An 18,112-nucleotide genomic window follows, 5' to 3' on the forward strand; every position below is an offset into this window, starting at 1 on the left:
GCGGCGAGGGGCCCCCCCGCCCCCCACCCCCCCCCCCCCCCCCCCCCCGCCCCCCCCCCCCCCCCCCCGCCGCCGCCGGCGCCGCCCGCGGCCGCCCCCCCCCCCCCCCCCCCCCCGGGGCCGGGCCCCCCCGACGCCGTGCTGAGCGCCGGGGACCGACCGCTCACGCCTGCGCCGTCGCGGCCTCCCGCGCGTCCTCGACCTCCAGGTCCAGGTCGCCGTCCCGGGCCACGACACGGACCCGCTGGCCACTGCGCAGCCGGCCGTCGAGCATCAGCCGGGAGAGCCGGTTGTCCACCTCCCGCTGGATCGCCCGGCGCAGCGGGCGGGCGCCGAACTGGGGCTCGTAGCCCCGTTCGGCGAGCCAGCTGACCGCCTCCGGGGTGAACTCGACGTCGATGCCCTGGGCCCGCAGCCGCCTGCGGGTCTCCTCGAGCATCAGGTCCGTGATCCGCTCCAGCTGGGTGTTGTCCAGCTGCTGGAACACCACGATCTCGTCGATCCGGTTGAGGAACTCCGGCCGGAAGGACTCCCGCAACCGGCGCATGACCTGGCTGCGCAGGTCGTCGCCGGCGGTGCTGCCGCCGGCGAAGCCGAGCGGGCCGCGGCCGGCGTTGACGATCGCCTCCGATCCCAGGTTGCTGGTCATGATCACCACGGTGTTGGTGAAGTCGACCGTCCGCCCCTGCGAGTCGGTGAGCCGGCCGTCGTCCAGCAGCTGCAGCAGCGTGTTGAAGACGTCGGGGTGGGCCTTCTCGATCTCGTCGAGCAGCACCACCGAGTACGGCCGACGGCGCACCGCCTCGGTCAGCTGCCCGGCGTCCTCGTAGCCGACGTAGCCGGGTGGGGACCCGACCAGCCTGCTGACCGTGTGCCGTTCCTGGAACTCGCTCATGTCCAACCGGATCATCCGGTCCTCGTCGCCGAAGAGCGCCTCGGCGAGGGCCCGCGCCAACTCGGTCTTGCCGACGCCGGTCGGCCCCAGGAAGAGGAAGCTGCCGATCGGCCGGTCGGGGTCGCCGAGGCCCACACGGGAGCGGCGCACCGCCTCGGCGACGACCTCGACCGCCTCGTCCTGCCCGACCACCCGTTCGTGCAGGCGCTGCTCGAGGCCGAGCAGCCGCTCCATCTCTTCCTGGGTGAGCTGGCTGACCGGGATGCCGGTCGCCCGGGACACCACCTCGGCGATGTCCTCGACCCCGACCTCGGGGACGCCCGGACCCTCGCCGCCGCCGTCCCTCGCCTGCTCGAGCCGCCGCTGGGCCTCGGCGACCTGGTCCCGCAGCTGGGAGGCCCGCTCGTACTGCTCGGCCGCGACCGCCTGGTCCTTCTCCCGCTGCAGCCGCTCCACCTCCTGCTCCAGGCCGCGCAGGTCGGTCGGGGGCGTCTTCACCCGGCGGCGGACCCGCGCACCTGCCTGGTCGATGAGGTCGATCGCCTTGTCCGGCAGGTGCCGGTCGGTGATGTAGCGGTCGGAGAGCTCCACGGCCGCGACGACGGCCTCGTCGGTGAACCGGACCTGGTGGTGGGCCTCGTAGCGGTCGCGCAGGCCGCACAGGATCTGCACCGTGTCCTCGACGCTCGGCTCGGCCACCAGGATGGGCTGGAAGCGGCGCTCCAGCGCGGCGTCCTTCTCGATGTTGCGGCGGTACTCGTCCAGGGTCGTGGCGCCGATGATGTGCAGCTCCCCGCGGGCCAGTGCCGGCTTGAGCATGTTGCCGGCGCCACTGGAGCCCTCGCTCGCGCCCGCTCCCACGACGGTGTGCAGCTCGTCGATGAAGGCGATCACCTCGTCGGAGTTCTCGCGGATCTCGTCGATGATCTTCTTGAGCCGCTCCTCGAAGTCGCCGCGGTAGCGGGTGCCGGCGACGAGTCCGGTGAGGTCGAGCTCCACGACCCGGCGGCCGCGCAGGGTCTCCGGGACGTCGCCCTCGACGATCTGGGCGGCGATGCCCTCGACGATCGCGGTCTTCCCGACGCCGGCCTCCCCGATGAGCACGGGGTTGTTCTTGCGCCGCCGGGACAGCACCTCGACGGTCTGCTCGATCTCCTGCTCCCGGCCGATCACGGGGTCGATCTCCCCGTTGCGGGCCATCGCGGTCAGGTCGCGGCCGTACTCGTCCAGCGTCGGGGTGCTCGACGGAGGGCGGCCGGGTCCGCCCTGCCCGCCGCCTGCGCCGCTGACCGCCTGCTGCAGGGCCTCCGGAGTGACGCCCCGCTGGCGCAGGAGCCGCCCGCCCGGCGAGTCCGGGTTGACCGCCAGCGCGAAGAGCAGGTGTTCGGGACCGATGTAGGTGGAGCCCAGCGCCCGGGAGATCTGGTGGGCGTCGAGGAGGGCACGCTTGGCCGCAGGGGTGAGGGCCGGCGTCTCGGCGCGCGGCTCGCCGTGACGCGGCAGGCCGTCGAGCTCGGCACGCAGCTGCGCCGGGTCGGCGCCGGCGCGGCCGATCAGCTGCCGGGTGGCATCCTCCTCGGTCATCGCCCACAGCAGGTGGTCGGTGTCGAGGTCCCGGCTGCCCGTCTCGGCGGCCCGGCGCGCGGCCGCGTTCACCAGTTCCCGGGCGTGCTCGCTGAGGAACTGGGTGATGTCGACGCGCTGGCGGGGCTGGCGAGCGCCGCCCATGTAGCGGGCGAAGAAGTCGTCGAAGGGGCTGCCGTATGGGCCTGGGAAGTATCCGCTGGTCATCGGTCGTCCGTCCCGGGAGTGGCGTGGTCCCCTACTGGGCTACTCGTCCTGGGTCGGGATCTCCATCGGTCATCCTGCCGAGACGACCGTCCTGGGGGACGGACCGCCCGGCTCCGGGCCGTGTCGGCCCGTCCCTCCGACGCCGGGCGCCGTGGCGGCGTGCTGGCAGAGCCCCTTTCCGGCTGACCGGAGGATCGGTCGCCCTGCCGATACCGGACGCCGGAACGCGCCCCCACCCTTGGTGTCCGTCGCAGGGGACGGTCCCGGCAGACCGGCGGCGACGGCGCACCGGGCGCACGGGAACAGGAGGGCCAGGACACGATGACCGTCTGCTTGCCAGCGGAGGTGCCTGCCGTTCCGGCGCAGCGGTCCGACGTCCGCCCCCTGCTCGACCAGCTGCAGGCACGGCTCCGGTTCGCGGAGGACAGGGCGGCCGGCTTGGAGCGCGCGGTCACCAGCAACCGGCGGATCGGCATGGCGGTCGGCATCCTGATGTGCCAGCACCAGCTCACGGAGGAGCAGGCCATCGCGATGCTGAAGACACGTAGTCAGCACCGCAACATCAAGGTGCGCGAGCTGGCGGAGACGGTGATCTACACGGGGAGGCTGTGAGACGCCCGGGCACAGGACCGTGGCCGCCGACGTTCCTGCGCCCGAGCGTGCAGGTGTCCGTCCGTCCACGCGTGCGGGAGGGTTGCTCGTGATGAGTGGGAGAGAACCGGAGCTCCCCGTGACGCGGCCGGAGTTCGCCGATGCCGTCGCGTCATCCGCGACCGTGGAGGAGCGGGCCGCCGCGATCCTGCGGTCTCTCGAGCGGCTCCTGTCGTTCGACGCCGGCTGGCTCGCCGTACGGGACCCCGAGCGGCACCGGCACGTCCCGTTGGCCACCACCGGTCCGGCCGAGCCGCTCGTCGCCTACTTCGGCCGTCCGGAGGCCGACGAAGAGGTGGACCAGCTCGGCCTCAACCGGCGGCGTCCGCCGATGCTGGCCAGCGAGGTCCCGAGCCCCCTCCCTGAGGTCCGCGCGTGGGCCGACCACCTGCTCCCGGCGGGTTTCCGCCAGGGTCTGGCGGTCGGGCTGTACACGACGAGCGGGCGGCACGTCGGCTTCCTCAGCCTGCTCTCCGCCGATCCGTCGCGGCCGAGCCCGGCCGACCGGCGGGTCGTCGCGGCCGTCACCACGGTGATCGCCGACCAGCTCGATCGGACCCGGGACATCGCGGAGACCGGCCGGATCGTCGGGAACGCCAGCGCCGGGGTCGTGCTCACCCGCGGAGGCGACGTCCTGCCCCTGCCGGGTCTGCCCGACGACCGCCTGCTGACGCCGGGCTCACCGATCCTCGGGGTCGCCGCTGCCGAGTTGGCCGAGAGCGGTGCGCACATCTCGTTCCTCGCCCCTACGCCCGGCACCGGCGGTGCGCAGCTGATCCGGGTCGTCGCGCTCGACTGCGCCCGCCCGGACCTCGACCACCTCTCCGCCGCGGTGCTCCTGTCCCCACCGGGCGACCTGCACGGCCTCACCCCTCTGGACCTCCGGGTCCTGGGCCTCCTGGCCGAGGGCGTCACCGACGTCGCCGCCCTCGCCCGATCGCTCCACGTGGCCACGGAGGCGGTGGCCGACTGCCTGGGGCGAAGCCTGGTCGCCCTGCGGACCAGCGACCTCACGGCCGCCGCGGTGCGCGCCCTGCGCAGTGGGCTGCGCATCCCGCCCGGGGTAACGGCAGCGACCTGAGCCCGTCCGGAGCCGGCCGGGAATCGGTCGTTCTGCCGATGGCGCGGCCCCCGATCGACGGGTCTGCTGGACTCCCCTCACCGTGACCGGCCGCGTCGTCATCACCGCCGTCGGCCCCTGCGCAGGCGTCACCAGGCCCACACGAAGGGAACGCCGGACCGCGATGGAACTGACCTCGACCACGACCGTGACCAGGCCACCGGAGGAGGTGTACGCCTTCTGGCGCCAGCTCGACCGGCTCCCCTCGTTCATGGCGCACCTCGACGAGGTGCGCGCCACGGGCGAGCGGCGCAGCCACTGGAAGGCGAGCGCGCCGTTCGGCCGGTCGGTCGAGTGGGACGCCGAGACGACCGACGAGGTTCCCGGGCAGCGCATCGCCTGGCGCTCCCTCGACGGTGCCGACGTCCCCAACACCGGCGAGGTCCGCTTCCTGCCCGCACCCGGCGGGCGGGGCACCGAGGTGCACGTGACCCTGAGCTACGAGATGTCCGGTGGGGCGTTGGGCAAGGCCGCGGCGAAGTACTTCGGCGAGGAGCCCTCCCAGCAGCTCGACGACGACCTGCGCCGGTTCAAGCAGGTCCTGGAGACCGGCGAGGTGATCCGCTCCGACGGCGCACCGGGGGGAAAGCAGGCCAGGGAGGAGTTCCCGCAACACCCTGCCCGCCCGCTGACCGACGAGGAGCTCGAGGAGGTCATGGCGTGAAGGCGAACTGCTGGGTCAGCCCGAACAAGGTCGAGGTGCAGGACGTCCCCGACCCGAAGATCCTCAACAGCCGTGACGCGATCGTGAGGATCACCTCGACGGCGATCTGCGGCTCCGACCTGCACCTGCTCGACGGCTACGTGCCGACGATGCAGAAGGGCGACGTCATGGGCCACGAGTTCATGGGCGAGGTGGTCGAGGTCGGCCCCGGCGTGGACCGCGACAGGCTCCGGGTCGGCGACCGCGTCGTCGTCCCCTTCCCCATCGGCTGCGGCGCCTGCGCCGCCTGCCAGAACCAGCTGTGGTCCTGCTGCGAGAACACCAACCCCAACGCCGGCGCGGCCGAGAAGATGTTCGGCCACCCGGTCGCCGGCATCTACGGCTACTCGCACCTCACCGGCGGCTTCGCCGGCGGCCAGGCCGAGTACGCCCGGGTCGTGCTCGCCGACGTCAACCCGCTCAAGATCGAGTCGGACCTGGCCGACGAGCAGGTGCTCTTCCTCTCCGACATCCTGCCCACCGGCTACATGGGCGCCGAGATGTGCGAGATCACCGACGGCGACGTCGTCGCCGTCTGGGGCGCCGGGCCGGTCGGGCAGTTCGCGATGGACAGCGCACGGGTGCTCGGCGCGGCGAAGGTGATCGCCATCGACGACGTCCCCTACCGGCTGGAGATGGCCGCCTCGCAGGGCTACGAGACCATCGACTACTCCGACACCGACGTACGCTCGGCCCTGCTCGAGCTGACCGGCGGCCGGGGGCCCGACAAGTGCATCGACGCCGTCGGCATGGAGGCCACCCACGGCGCCGCCCACGTGCAGCTCTACGACCGGGCCAAGCAGGCCGTGCGGTCCGAGACCGACCGGCCGCACGTCCTGCGCCAGGCCATCACGTCCTGCCGCAGCGGAGGCATCGTGTCGGTCATCGGCGTGTACGGGGGGTTCATCGACAAGTTCCCGGCCGGCTCCTGGATGAACCGCTCCCTGACCCTGAAGACCGGTCAGTGCCACGTCCAGCGGTACATGCGCCCGCTCCTCGACCGCATCGAGCGCGGCGAGATCGATTCCACCCGGGTGATCACCCACCGCCTGCCGCTGGCCGAGGCACCGCACGGCTACGACATCTTCAAGCACAAGCAGGACGGTTGCGAGAAGGTGGTCCTCAAGCCCTGACCGTGACCTTGCGGTGGCCGTCGCCGGGACGGCGGACCGGCTCGATGAGCGTCTCCGGGTCCCGCGCCGATCCCACCAGGAAGTCGACGACCCTGCCGACGGCGGGGGTGGCCGGCGCCCGCCAGACCGCCTCCAGGTCCCACGTCATCGCCGGATCGAGAGGCCGGACCAGGATCCCCTCGATCCGCAGGTGATCGGCGGTCCCGAGGATGCAGACGGCGATGCCCGCGCCACCGGCGACGGCGCGGAGCACCCCGTCGGGCGCGTTCAGCAGGTCGGGCTCGACGACGACCTGGTCGTGTGCGGCTCCAGCGGGGAACAGGTGGTCTACGACGCGGTCCCAGATCCCGGCGAACGGCTCGCGCGGGAACATGACGAGCACCTCGCCGGCGAGCGCGGCCACCGGCACCGTGACCCCGCCGCTCAAGGCATGCCCGAGGGGAAGCACGACGCCGAAGACGACCGACCCCAGCACCACGCCGTCGAGGTCCCGCTGCGGACGGGACCGGCTCCACACGATCGCCACGTCCGCCCTGCCCTGGCGGACGGCCTCGAGGGCGTCGTCCCCGCGGGCAGAACTCACCGACACCTCGACCCCGTCGATCGCCAGCGCGGCGCGCCGCAGCGGGCCGGCGAGGGCGAGGTCGGCCATGGTGGCCACGCGCAGGGTCAGTTGCTCCCGGGAGTCCGTCCCGGCGACGCGCACGTCCGCCAGCGCCCGGTCCACCTCTGCCAGGATGATCCGGGCCCGCTCGACCAGGACGACGCCGGCAGAGGTCAGCCGGGCCGCCTGCGGGGTGCGCTCGAACAGCGGGACCCGGAGCTCCCGCTCCAGCGCACGGATCTGCTGCGAGAGCGACGGAGCAGCTATGTGGAGCCGTTGCGCGGCACGGCTGAAGCGCCCCTCCTCGGCCACCGCCAGGAAGTAGCGCAGTTGACGCAACTCCACGCCGCAGGCTACTGCGGAAACTGAGCCGTCCGCGGGCCATGGTGGCGTACGAACCGCCTCATACGACCAACTTTTCCGGTCCGGGGAACATGGGTTGCCCCCCGGTTGGTGCGGTACCTGCACGACCGGCAGTCGCCTGGTCCAGGACGCGTCCGACGGCTGCATCGGTCGGCGCACCCCCTGGATCGGTGAAGCGACACGACCGAGGCAGCAGTTGTGCACCTCGCCGAGATCGCCGCCGCCCCGGGACTGCTCCCTGAACGCGCCCAGGCGCTGCTACACGAGCTGGGTCGCCACATCCCCTTCGACGCCTCGTGGACAGCGCTGGCTGCGCTGAACCCATTGCGCGCTCGACGCGCCGTACCGGGGAGTGGCGAGGCCCGGTTCCGATCCGCCCGGCGACCGACGGGCATCGCGAGGTCCGCCGATCTCGGCCGGCGGCTCCGGTTCCGACGGCGGGTCGGGGTAAACCCGACGGCATGGACGGCGAACCCATCCCTCCCCAGGACGACGCGCCCGCGTCGGCGACTGCCGACGAGGTCGATGTCCGGCTCCCGGACGACCCGCGAGTGCCCCAGCCCGACGACGCCGATCCGACGGTGAGCAAGGAACTCGGCGGCGCGGCCCCGGCCGTCGGCCCCGGGCGCTCGGGAGGGGAACCTGGGCCCTCGAGCACGGAGGGCAGCTCGCCGGGCGCAGATGGCTAGCGGCTGACCGGATGCCGCGGTCCCCGCAGCGGTCCCGGCACGGCGAACCCGTCGAAGTGGAGCAACCGCCGCGGCCCGCGACCCGGGGCTCGCCACGGTGCCCGTGCACGGCACAGACCCCGATCCCGTGGTCCTGCCGTTCCCAGCGGCCGGCTTCCACGGGCGGACGCCGCAGGACCTCGTGGTGCCGGCCCCTCCTGGCCGAGGGCCGGAGGCGGGATCGGTCGATCGACCAATGTCCACGCGCTGTGACCGGTCCTAGCGTCGGAGCCGGGTTCGAACGACGGAACCCCTACGACCGCGCCGGACGGCGCCTTCGGGAGCGGACATGGACTACGCGACGATCACGCGGACCACGGCGGCCGACGACCGGGGAGGAGTCCGGTGATCCAGTACTCGACGTTGATCGAGGCCGCGGGAGCGCAGGCCGGCGCGGCCGACACCGGGGAGGCCCGGCGGGCGGTGGAGGCGGTCATCGCCGCCGTGGCCGCCTCGCTGGAGGAGCCCGACCGCGACCGGCTGGCCGCGGTCCTGCCCGGCTCCCTCCGGGGTGCCGCCGAGATCCGGGGCCCGGGTGTGCACCCCGACAGCGGCGCCGCCCTGGTCTCCGCGGTGACCGCCAGGTCCGGATGCCCGGGCGAGCGGGCCCGCTTCTACACCCAGGCGGTCCTCTCGACGCTGGCCGAGTCCGAGCCGGAGGTCGCCGACGTCCTCGCCCGACGACTGCCGGACGGTGAGGAGCTGTTCTCACCGATCGACCAGGGGGTTCCGCCCCGCGGTTCGGGGGTGCCGATCGGGCTGAGCCCGCGACTGCTCGAGCAGGACGAGATCGACCGCGCGCTCGCCGCCCTGGAGGGCTGGGAGGGCGACGAACACCGCCTGCGGCGCACGGTCGTGCTCCCGCCCGAGCGCCAGCGCCCCCTGCGCGACGCCGTCGCCCGCGCCGAGCAGGACCTGACCCACCACGCGCGCGTCGAGCAACTGCAGGACACGGTCACCTTCGAGGTCTGGACGCATTCGCTCGACCGCGTGACCGACATGGACGTCGAGCTCGCCCGGCGGATCGACGCGGCTGTGGCCGCGGTCGGGTCCTCCGGCTGACACCCGAGTACGCCGGACACCGACACCACGACCTGGAAGGCCACCACCGTGACCGAGCCGCTCACCCCCGACGATGTCCTGCAGTACCTGCAGGACGTCGACTACCCGGCCGGCAAGGAGGCGCTGGTCGCCGCCGCCGAGCGGTCGGGCGCCCCCGAGGGGGTGGTCCGCAGCCTTCGCGCCATCCCACCTGTCGACTACCGCAGCCGTGCGGAGGTGGTGCGGTCGGTGGCCGTCGACCCCGGAGCCGGCCGACCGGCGAGCCGGGAGGCCGAGCAGGCCCGCACCCGTGCCCCCAGTGGGGTCGCCGAGCACATGCGCGAGCCCCGGTAGGACCAGCGCTGTCGCCGTGCTCACCGCGGTACGCGACGCGGTCTCCCCTGGGTCGCGTGCAGGACCCGCAGATGCGGGGACTCAGCCCCGGCGGGCTGCGGCTCGTGGTCAGGCGCGTGGTCGGGCTCGCGGCCAGTCCTACAGGACGTCGAGCGGGACCTTGCGGAACGGCGGCGGGAAGAGCCGGTCGAGCAGGTCCAGCTCCGCCTGGCTGAACCCGATCTCCAGCGCCGCGTGGTTCTCGATGACGTGCTCGCGGGTCGAGGCCTTGGCGACGGCGAACACGTCGGGCAGCCGCAGCACCCACGCGATGGCCAGCTGGGCCGAGGTGACCCCCTTCTCCGCGGCCAGGTCGCGGACGGCCCGGTGCTCGAGGAGCCGGCCGTGGTCGACGGGCGAGTACACCATCAGGGGCATGCGCCTGCCGCGGCACCAGGGGATCAGGTCGTACTCGGGGCCGCGCCGGGCGAGGTTGTAGAGCACCTGGTCGGTCTGGACCCGGTTGCCGCCGGGAAGCCCGACCAGACGGTCGAGGTCGGGGACGTCGAAGTTGCTCACGCCCCAGGACCGGATGAGCCCGCGGGAGACCAGCGACTCGAAGGCGGCGACGGTCTCCTCGACCGGGACCCGGCCGCGCCAGTGCAGCAGGTACAGGTCCAGATGGTCGGTGCCCAGTCGGCGCAGGCTCCGCTGGCAGGCGTCCACCGTGCCCTGGTACGTGGCGTGGTGCGGCAGCACCTTGCTGACCAGGAAGACGTCGGACCGCCGGCCGGCGATCACCCGGCCGACGAGCTCCTCGGCGGCGCCGTCGCCGTACATCTCGGCGGTGTCGACCAGCGTCAGACCGATGTCGATGCCGGTCCGCAGGGCGTCCAGCTGGAGATCGATCCTGCCGGGGTCCTCACCCAGGTACCAGGTGCCCATGCCGAGGGCCGGGGCGGCGGTGCCGTCGGTCAGGGTCACGGTGCGCGTCGTGGACGAGGTCATGCGGGCGCTCCTCCATGGGGCAGGCCCCGTCGTGCCTCCCCGGGTCCACCCCGCGTCGCGAGGGGTCCGGGGAGGCCACCATCACCGCCTCAGTGCACCGGCCGCTGTCCGTTGGACCCGGCGTGCGTCAGCGACTTCGCCACGCTCCGGGCGCCGGCGTAGACGGCCCCGGCCGCGGCGACCCAGGGACCCGCGACGATCACCGGGTCGAGCGGCTGGTGCTTGAGGTCCGTGCGGTGCTGCCCGACCCGCGACCGCAGGCCGTGGTGGGTGAACTCGGCCTTCACCCCGGTCTCGGTGATCGGGTTGTCCGGGTGGAGCGTGAGGAACGACTTCAGGTGGTGCTCCCACGCATCCACCCGGTCGGCGACGATGAGCAGCAGCCAGTGCGCCGTGCGGCCCTCGCTGTAGCGGTAGGCGTAGCGACGGATGGCACCCGAGACGCCCGACGGCGGCTGGGCGGTGCCGAAGACCGGGGGGAGCATCCCGTGCTCCACCGAGCGCTCCCGCGGATACTTCTCGGGCTGCCGCTCGGGGAACTCCCAGTGCGCGCCGGTGAAGTCCTCCTGGAACTGCAGCTTCGGGACCGACGGCCGGTCCTTGGGGTCCAGGTCGACGCCCCAGCCCGGGATCCGCTTCCTCAGCTCGTCGGACGACTCGGCGATCGGCGGCTTGTGCGGTGTGTAGGTCATCGGGGTCTCCTGTCGCTCACGCCGCGGTCGGGACGACGAGGGGCTTGATGATGCCGTCGAGCTTGGCCGAGAAGATGTGGTAGCCCTCAGCGATGTCCTCGAGCGGCACCCGGTGGGTGGCCAGCTCGCTGGGCTTGAGGTAGCCGTTGCGCACGTGCTCGAACAGCCGGGGCCACTGCCGTTTGACCGGGCACTGGTTGGTGTGGATCGTCAGCCCCTTGTTCATCGCGTCGCCGAACTTGACGGCGCTGAAGAGCGGGCCGTAGGCGCCCATCACCGAGATGGTCGCGCCCTTGCGGACCGAGTCGATCGCCCAGTTCAGCGCGACCGGGGAGCCACCCTGCAGCTTGAGCTTGGACGAGGTGACGTGCTGGATGAAGTTGCCGTCCGCCTCGGCGCCCACGCAGTCGATGGCGACGTCGGCGCCGAGGTAGTCGGTGGCCTTCTTCATCTCCAGGACGATGTCGCCGTACTGGGTGAAGTTGTAGGTCTCGGCGTGCGCGAAGGTGCGCGCCTTCTCGAGCCGGTAGTCCAGGTGGTCGATGACGATGACCCGGCCGGCTCCCATCAGCCACGCCGACTTGGCCGCCACCAGACCCACGGGCCCGGCGCCGAAGACGACGACGACATCGCCCTCGACGATGTCGCCGAGTTGCGCCCCGAAGTAGCCGGTGGCCGTCATGTCGGTCAGCAGGACCGCGTCCTCGTCGGCCATCCAGTCCGGGATCTTCGACGGGCCGACGTCGGCGAAGGGCACCCGCACGTACTCGGACTGGCCGCCGTCGTAGCCCCCGGTGGTGTGCGAGTAGCCGTAGATGCCGCCTACGGCGGTGGCGTTCGGGTTGACGTTGTGGCAGTTGGAGTACAGACCCCGCGCGCAGTACCAGCAGGTGCCGCAGAAGATGTTGAACGGCACCATCACCCGGTCGCCGACCTGCAGGTTCTGCACGGACGAGCCCACCTCGTCGACGACGCCGATGAACTCGTGGCCGAAGGTGTGACCGATCCGGGTGTCCGGCATCATGCCGTGGTAGAGGTGCAGGTCGGAGCCGCAGATCGCGGCCAGCTGCACCCGGACGATGGCGTCGTTGGGGTGCTCGATCCTCGGCCGCTCCTTCTCCTCCATCCTGACCTTGTAGGGACCTCGGTACACCATCGCTCGCAACTGACCGCCTCCTGGGGCGCGGGTCCCCGAGGCTCGTGCGAGCACAACGGGGCGTCCACCGGCCGGCTCTGCTCACCGGCCCCCTGACTCTGCGCCGGCTCCCCCAGCGCGGCCACCCCACATCCGGGCTCACCGCGGGGCGCCGCGGGAAGATCGGCAGATCTACCGATGCCCGCCGAGGCCTGGCCCGTCGACCGGCAGCTGACCGGACCCGACCGGCTGGGCCGTGGTGCCGCGGCCCAGTCGCCGCGGTCGAAGGCCCTGCATCCCCGCACCGACACGGCCGGGGCGCCCGCGAGGTCCGTCTGTCCCTGAAGCAGGCCGCCGCCGCTGAGGACGAGGACGTCGAGCCCGGCGATCTCCTCGTTGACGGCGTCGCACCGGCCCCGGCGGGCGTCGATCACCCGATCGGCCAGCTGAGCGTCCCGGGTGTGCGCGGCGTCACGGGAGAACACCACGACCTCCGATGGTCACCATCCAGGTCGGGCGGTGGTGAGGACCGACCGGCTGCGGCCGTTCCTCGGGGATAGGCGCCGCAGGACGGGCGGTCGAGGGGCGGGATGCTCGGGGGCGGGGCTCGTGGTCCGTCGTCGACCGACCTACCGGTCACCGGCTGCCTCGGCGGAACGCAGTCACGTCGCCGAGGGCGGTGTCATGGGCAGCGGGGGTCCGGCGGCGCCCGCCCGGGGCTCGGACGACCTCCCTCGTGGAGTCCTGGACCTCCTGACCGGCCTCGCTGGCACCGTCCCCGGTCGTGATTGACGGAGCGGCGTGTGCACCAAGGATCCCCTCGGCAGCCCGGGGCACACCCGGCAGATCGACCGATCCCGGCGGTCGGCGCTCCCCCCTGCTGCGCGTCGGCCCAGGAGGGCAGGGCTGGGAGCGGCTGGTCCCCCGCTACGGGGACGGGCTCAGTGCGACCAGCGCCTCCGGCAGGTCGTCCACGACCACGGCGTCCGTGCCCGCGGACACCAGGGACCGGGCCAACGCGATCTGCGGGCACCAGACGAGCAATTGCCGGCCGCCGCGGTGGAGCAGTGCCAGCAGACGGGCCAGGAGACCCGAGTCGATCTGGCCCGCGGCCGTTCCCTCCCGCAGTGAGCCGACGTGGAGCCCCAGCACCTCGACGTCCATGTGGACGCAGGCCGCCACGGCCATCTCCAGGGGAAACCGGTACCAGGTCAGCAGTCCGAGGGGCACCCGCGGCGCCGTCGCACGCAGAAGGCCCAGGGCTGCCGGGTCGAACGAGGAGACGATCAGGGGCCGCCGGGTCGCTTCCGCCGCCACGACCGGCGCGAGGAGGCCGGCGGTGGTCTGCCCGGGTGACCGCAGACCGTCGTCCATCGAGGACTTGAGGTCCAGGTTGAGCCCCACCTGGGCAGGGAGTTCGTCCAGCAGAGCGCTGAGGCGCAGCGTGCCGCGACGGTCGGCCTCCGTTCCCGTGATGTGCTCGAGCCGAGTGCCGTCCGGGTACACGGCGTCGTGGGCCACCACCAGGACGTCATCGCCCAGACGCCGGACATCGGCCTCCACCCACTTCGCCCCGCTGCGCACGGCCGCGCCGAAGGAGCTGAGGGTGTTCTGCTGGTGGCCGGCGACGACGCCGCAGCCGAGCCCGCGGTGCCCGATGACGGCAGGCCCGCTCCCGAAGACGTCCCGGTGTCGGGGTCCTGCTCCGCCGGCCGTCGTCACGGGTCCACCCTGAGGTGGAGGCAGGTGCAACGTCTCGTCCGGACGGCTCACCGTCCGCAGCCCGCGAGGCTCCGACGGCAGGTGCTCAGGCCCCGTGACGCGGGACGGAACACGCGGTCACCTCCCCCTCGTGGCGTGGTCCCGACCCGCGGACGTGCGTGGCACGGCCTGCCGGTGGGGAGGTGCTCCAGGTTCGCCCGTGCCTCCAGGCAGCCCCTCCTCCAGGATCCTCTGACCGGTGCCCGGGCACCGTCGGCACAACTGCCCATCTTCGGGCCCGAGCGGGGCGGGGAGTCTCCCGGCGCGGCCGCGACCCCGGCGCGCGAGATCGGGTGCCCGTGGCCAGCTGCGCGCGGCCGCTCGTGGATACATCGGTGATGCCTGCCGCTCGACGGGGCGGCCAGAGCGGTGTCATGACGGCCCGTGTCGCGCCCGGGCCGCGGGCCGACGTCCACGGTCCGGGAGCCGGCCGACCGTCCGGTCACGCGTCAGTTCGGCCCAGGTAGGTGTCCGACCGTCGGGTGCGGGTACCCCGTGCAGCGCTGAGCAGCCGGCCAGGTGAGAACAGTCCCTGGCGCCCTGACGAGCTTCCGATGCCAGAGAAGTCCCGTCAGCTCTGCGCCTACGAGCGACACGGAGACGACATGCCCACGAGACGCCGGCTCAAGGGCCGCACGATCGCGGCCCTCGCGGCCGACGGCTTCGAGAAGGTCGAGCTGGTCGTTCCGCTGCGCGCCCTGAAGGCGGCCGGCGCCGAGGTGGACGTCGTGTCCCTGCGGCGCGGACGGATCCGCGGGGTGAACCTGCACATGCCGGCCAGCCGGGTCCGCGTGGACAAGACGATCGAGGAAGCCGATCCCGGCGACTACGACGGCCTGCTGTTGCCCGGGGGGTTCATCAATCCCGACCTCCTCCGGCAGTCCGCCCCGGCACGGGAGTTCGTCCACGCGTTCGCCGCGAGTGACAAGCCCATCGCCACCCTCTGCCATGGACCGTGGGTGCTCGCATCGGCGGGACTCGTGGACGGACGGACCCTCACCTCCTGGCCCGGGATCCGCGACGACCTGGTGAACGCCGGTGCCACCTGGCTCGATCAGGAGCTCGTCCGGGACGGGAACCTCACCACGAGCAGAGGGCCCCAGGACATGGCCGCTTTCGTCCCCGGGATGATCGACGCCTTCACGAGGACGTCGCCGGAGCCGGCGACGACAGCCCCGCGTCGTGAGTCCGATCGGCAACTCGACGCACCCGTCGGCTGGGCCATCGGCGCGCTGCGTTGGTCGCCGAAGCCGTCGGCCGCCGCCGTGGTGGGCATCGGCTTGGCCGCTGCCGCCCAGCGGGCCCTGAGTAGCCCGGCTGCGCAGAGCCGGAGACCCGGGCGGTAGGTCGTGCCGGGTGATGCCCGCGATCGCGGCGGCTGGGAGCCACTCGCGTGGGTGGCGCCGTTAGCCGGTACCTCAGACCACTGCGAGCTTTTCGTCATCCGGAACGGGACTACTCAGTCCCGCTCGGCGGTAACGGGGCACGGGGGTCAGATGTCGGCACCGTTGAACAGCCAGCGGGTCTGCCGAGTCTGCGGTCCCGGGAGCGCCTGATGACGGAGACCGCGAAACTCGAACTGGCCGAGATCGCCGACTCGGCCAGTCCCCTCCTCGAACGCTCGCAAGAGATGCTGGAGCTGCTCCGCCGCCTCGTGCCGTTCGACGCTGCGTGGCTGGCCCTGGCCGACCCGATGCGCAGCAGCTACACATCCGTGGCCAGCGCCGAACTCGACGAGAGGACGCTGCACTACCTGAGCGGTCCCACCGTGGCGCACGACATCGAGGCGACCCATACCGATCCCGCGCGCCCGCCGCTGAGCCCGTCGGACCTGCCCTACCCGGCCGCAGACCTGCCGACATGGGCCGAGTGCTTCATGCCCGCCGGCTTCCACGAGGCCTTGGGCGTCGCCCTGTTCGACAGAGGGCGGCGCCACGTCGGACACCTGGCGCTGCTCTTCAGCAGCAAGGAGCCGCCGCCCCTGGCCATCCGGCGTCGGCTGCACCAACTCACCCCCGTCCTGGCGCGCGGGTCCGACCCGTTGCGCTCGCTGGCCGCGGCAGCGCGGGTGGTGCGGGGGGCGACCGCCGGTGCGGTGCTGTGCCGCCACAGCCCCACCCAGCCACTGCCCGGCCTCCACGGTGACGCACTGCTCGCCGAAGGATCGCCCGTCGTCACGATCGCCCGCTGGTCCATCGACGACGGCCAGGTCTTCACGTCCTTCCTCTGGCCGCGCGGAGGCCGCCACGCCCCGGACGGGCACGTCCGCGTGACCGTCCTGGCCAGTCCCGGGCAGGGGCCAGCAAGCCTGCTCGGGGCGGTCGTCCTCTCGCCCGCGCCCGTGACCGACCTGCGGGCGCTGACGCCCCGCGAGCTCGAGGTGCTCGGGTTGCTGATCGAGGGGTGCTCCAACCAGCAGATCGCCCGCGCGCTGGTCGTGGCCCCCCGAACCGTCGCTGCCCACCTCGAGCACATCCTCGCCAAGCTCGATGCGCCCACGAGGACGCTCGCCGCGGTGCGGGCCGAGCGCACCGGCCTCTACGTGCCCCAGTTGCCGTCGCCCTGCCGGGCCTGAATAGGGCGTTCTGCCGATGGAGCTGCCCCCTCGGCATCGGTTCCATGAGAGGTCCGGGCGCTCCGCGAGGTCGCCGGGTCAGCCGTGTCCGCAGGAGCGCATCCGTCCACACGGAGGGGAGACCATGATCGGGTACGAGTCGTCCATCGAGGCGGCGGGGCCGCCGGCCTCCGGCGCATGAGCGGGTTGCGGGTCCAGCACTTCGTCCGCAGCAGCCTGTGGCTGCTGCCGATCGGCTGCCTGGTCGCGGGCGCCCTCCTCGCCGTCGGCACGCTCGCCGTGGACCGGGCGACGGGCTACGGGCTGGTTCCGCAGAGCCTGACCGGGACGCCGTCCGACGCCCAGACGATCCTGTCCTCCTTCGCGACCGCCATGGTGTCGCTGACCTCCCTCGTCCTGACGGTCACCCTGGTCGCGGTCCAGCTGGCGATGGGGCAGTTCTCGCCCCGCATCGTGGGGGCGCTGCTCAACGACCGGTTCAGCCAGCTGGCGATCGGGCTGTTCGGCGCGACCTTCCTGGTCGCGGTGCTGACCCTCCGCGAGATCCGCGGCTCCGACACCGGCACGGTGCCTGGGCTGGCGATGCTGCTCTGCTACGTCCTGATGCTGGCCAGCATCGTGGTGCTCGTCCTGTTCGTGCACCACGCCGGCCAGGGCCTGCGGGTCGCCGGGCTCATCGACCTCGTCGGCGACCGCAGCCGCGCGTTCATCGTCCGCGAGCACGGGGAGCGGCCCGTCGACACCGGTGGCCCGGACGAGATGGTCGCCGCCGAGCCCGGCAACGTGGTCCGCGTCGACCGGCCGGCACTGGTCGCCGCGGCCCGACAGGCGGACTGCGTCCTGGAGCTGGTCCCCGTCGTCGGGGACTTCGTCGTCGGCGGCGCGCCGCTGTTCCGGGTGCATCCGGGCACCCGGTCGCCGGTGAGCGCGGACGGGGGCCCGGCCGGTCGACTGCGGGCCACCGACGCCACCCGCCACGTCCTGCTCGGCCCGGAGCGCGTGCACACGGAGGACCTCGCCTACGGCTTCCGCAAGCTCGTCGACATCGCCGTGCGGTCGATCGCACAGCCGTTCAACGACCCCACGACGGCGGTCCAGGCCCTGCACCGGCTGCACGACCTGCTGCGCCAGATCGCCGGGCGCCCTCTCCCCTGCGGAGAACACCGCGACGAGGACGGGGTGGTGCGCCTGGTGGAGCGGACCGTCAGCTGGGACGGCTACGTGCGGCTGGCGTTCGACGAGATCCGCCTGGCCGGGGCGTCCGAGCCGCAGGTGACCCGGAAGATGTGCGCGGCCCTGGCCGACCTCAAGAGCGTGGCCGCGCCCGACCGGCAGGAACCGCTGGACCGCCAGCTCCGGCTGCTGACCGCCGCCGTCCGACGCGCCCACGACGACGAGGAGGACGTCCTCGCGGCGCTCACCCCGGACACCGAGGGCATCGGGTCGGGTGCGGACGTCACCGCCGCGCCAGCGCCTCGGTCGGTGCAGGGACCGTACTGAGCGGACCGCACCTCTGCCAGCCCCACTCGTCGAGGCGCGGGCGTGCCCCGGCTCGTCATCGCCGCGAGTGGCGACCACG

General features: G+C 73.0%; 15 protein-coding genes. 9 read left to right on the forward strand and 6 right to left on the reverse strand.

Annotation, left to right across the window (positions count from 1 at the left end; translation table 11 throughout):
- Positions 1-163: 163 nt before the first annotated feature.
- Entirely contained in the window at positions 164-2,686 is a 2,523-nt protein-coding gene (locus ACI797_RS19005; RefSeq protein ID WP_456860335.1) for an ATP-dependent Clp protease ATP-binding subunit, read from the reverse strand.
- A gap of 345 nt (positions 2,687-3,031) precedes the next feature.
- Here ACI797_RS19005 and ACI797_RS19010 point away from each other — a divergent pair, with 345 nt between their 5' ends.
- From ACI797_RS19010 to ACI797_RS19025, 4 genes are all read left to right on the forward strand, one after another.
- Positions 3,032-3,298, forward strand: coding sequence for an ANTAR domain-containing protein (locus tag ACI797_RS19010; RefSeq protein WP_456860337.1), 267 nt, complete (start codon positions 3,032-3,034; stop codon positions 3,296-3,298).
- 118 nt (positions 3,299-3,416) lie between these two features.
- Positions 3,417-4,418: a helix-turn-helix transcriptional regulator gene (locus ACI797_RS19015; RefSeq protein ID WP_456860339.1), complete on the forward strand. Its 1,002-nt coding sequence runs from the start codon at positions 3,417-3,419 to the stop codon at positions 4,416-4,418.
- A 163-nt stretch (positions 4,419-4,581) separates the two neighbouring features.
- A complete protein-coding gene (locus ACI797_RS19020) occupies positions 4,582-5,121 on the forward strand; it encodes an SRPBCC family protein (protein WP_456860341.1) in 540 nt (179 codons plus the stop codon).
- Positions 5,118-6,293: a zinc-dependent alcohol dehydrogenase gene (locus tag ACI797_RS19025; protein WP_456860343.1), complete on the forward strand. Its 1,176-nt coding sequence runs from the start codon at positions 5,118-5,120 to the stop codon at positions 6,291-6,293. The genes ACI797_RS19020 and ACI797_RS19025 overlap by 4 nt, the downstream gene beginning before the upstream one ends.
- Here ACI797_RS19025 and ACI797_RS19030 read toward each other — a convergent pair.
- Positions 6,283-7,242 carry a LysR family transcriptional regulator gene (locus tag ACI797_RS19030; protein WP_456860345.1) on the reverse strand — a complete coding sequence of 320 codons (960 nt, stop codon included), beginning with the start codon at positions 7,240-7,242 and terminating at the stop codon, positions 6,283-6,285. The genes ACI797_RS19025 and ACI797_RS19030 overlap by 11 nt on opposite strands.
- Positions 7,243-8,333: 1,091 nt before the next feature.
- Between ACI797_RS19030 and ACI797_RS19035 the strand changes: the two genes are divergently transcribed.
- Together ACI797_RS19035 and ACI797_RS19040 are read left to right on the forward strand one after the other, a co-directional pair.
- A complete protein-coding gene (locus tag ACI797_RS19035; RefSeq protein ID WP_456860347.1) occupies positions 8,334-9,050 on the forward strand; it encodes a 4a-hydroxytetrahydrobiopterin dehydratase in 717 nt (238 codons plus the stop codon).
- Between the two features lie 48 nt (positions 9,051-9,098).
- Positions 9,099-9,383, forward strand: coding sequence for a DUF2795 domain-containing protein (locus tag ACI797_RS19040; protein ID WP_456860349.1), 285 nt, complete (start codon positions 9,099-9,101; stop codon positions 9,381-9,383).
- A gap of 138 nt (positions 9,384-9,521) precedes the next feature.
- Here the strand turns inward: ACI797_RS19040 and ACI797_RS19045 are convergent, their stop codons facing one another.
- The 4 genes from ACI797_RS19045 to ACI797_RS19060 all read right to left on the reverse strand — a co-directional run bounded on the left by ACI797_RS19045 (position 9,522) and on the right by ACI797_RS19060 (position 13,970).
- On the reverse strand, positions 9,522-10,370 hold the full coding sequence (locus ACI797_RS19045) for an aldo/keto reductase (protein WP_456860351.1): 849 nt from the start codon (positions 10,368-10,370) through the stop codon (positions 9,522-9,524).
- An 89-nt stretch (positions 10,371-10,459) separates the two neighbouring features.
- Entirely contained in the window at positions 10,460-11,062 is a 603-nt protein-coding gene (locus ACI797_RS19050; RefSeq protein WP_456860353.1) for a hypothetical protein, read from the reverse strand.
- A gap of 16 nt (positions 11,063-11,078) precedes the next feature.
- Entirely contained in the window at positions 11,079-12,188 is a 1,110-nt protein-coding gene (locus tag ACI797_RS19055) for a zinc-dependent alcohol dehydrogenase (RefSeq protein WP_456860355.1), read from the reverse strand.
- Between the two features lie 936 nt (positions 12,189-13,124).
- Positions 13,125-13,970 (reverse strand): glycerophosphodiester phosphodiesterase, encoded by an 846-nt coding sequence (locus ACI797_RS19060; RefSeq protein ID WP_456860356.1) that lies wholly within the window; start codon positions 13,968-13,970, stop codon positions 13,125-13,127.
- A gap of 455 nt (positions 13,971-14,425) precedes the next feature.
- Here ACI797_RS19060 and ACI797_RS19065 point away from each other — a divergent pair, with 455 nt between their 5' ends.
- From ACI797_RS19065 to ACI797_RS19075, 3 genes are all read left to right on the forward strand, one after another.
- Positions 14,426-15,304: a type 1 glutamine amidotransferase domain-containing protein gene (locus ACI797_RS19065; RefSeq protein WP_456860358.1), complete on the forward strand. Its 879-nt coding sequence runs from the start codon at positions 14,426-14,428 to the stop codon at positions 15,302-15,304.
- A gap of 209 nt (positions 15,305-15,513) precedes the next feature.
- A complete protein-coding gene (locus tag ACI797_RS19070) occupies positions 15,514-16,533 on the forward strand; it encodes a response regulator transcription factor (protein ID WP_456860360.1) in 1,020 nt (339 codons plus the stop codon).
- 177 nt (positions 16,534-16,710) lie between these two features.
- Complete coding sequence (locus ACI797_RS19075; protein ID WP_456860362.1) at positions 16,711-18,033, forward strand: DUF2254 domain-containing protein; 1,323 nt, start codon at positions 16,711-16,713, stop codon at positions 18,031-18,033.
- Positions 18,034-18,112: the final 79 nt, after the last annotated feature.

The sequence above is a fragment of the Geodermatophilus sp. SYSU D00691 genome, assembly GCF_054050275.1.

What these genes read in the sequence shown, in the direction of transcription:
- ACI797_RS19005 (WP_456860335.1), bottom strand. Translation starts at nt 2,686, where the DNA reads ATGACCAGCGGATACTTCCCAGGCCCATACGGCAGCCCCTTCGACGAC.
- ACI797_RS19020 (WP_456860341.1), top strand. Translation starts at nt 4,582, where the DNA reads ATGGAACTGACCTCGACCACGACCGTGACCAGGCCACCGGAGGAGGTG.
- ACI797_RS19045 (WP_456860351.1), bottom strand. Translation starts at nt 10,370, where the DNA reads ATGACCTCGTCCACGACGCGCACCGTGACCCTGACCGACGGCACCGCC.
- ACI797_RS19050 (WP_456860353.1), bottom strand. Translation starts at nt 11,062, where the DNA reads ATGACCTACACACCGCACAAGCCGCCGATCGCCGAGTCGTCCGACGAG.
- ACI797_RS19055 (WP_456860355.1), bottom strand. Translation starts at nt 12,188, where the DNA reads ATGGAGGAGAAGGAGCGGCCGAGGATCGAGCACCCCAACGACGCCATC.
- ACI797_RS19070 (WP_456860360.1), top strand. Translation starts at nt 15,514, where the DNA reads ATGACGGAGACCGCGAAACTCGAACTGGCCGAGATCGCCGACTCGGCC.
- ACI797_RS19075 (WP_456860362.1), top strand. Translation starts at nt 16,711, where the DNA reads ATGAGCGGGTTGCGGGTCCAGCACTTCGTCCGCAGCAGCCTGTGGCTG.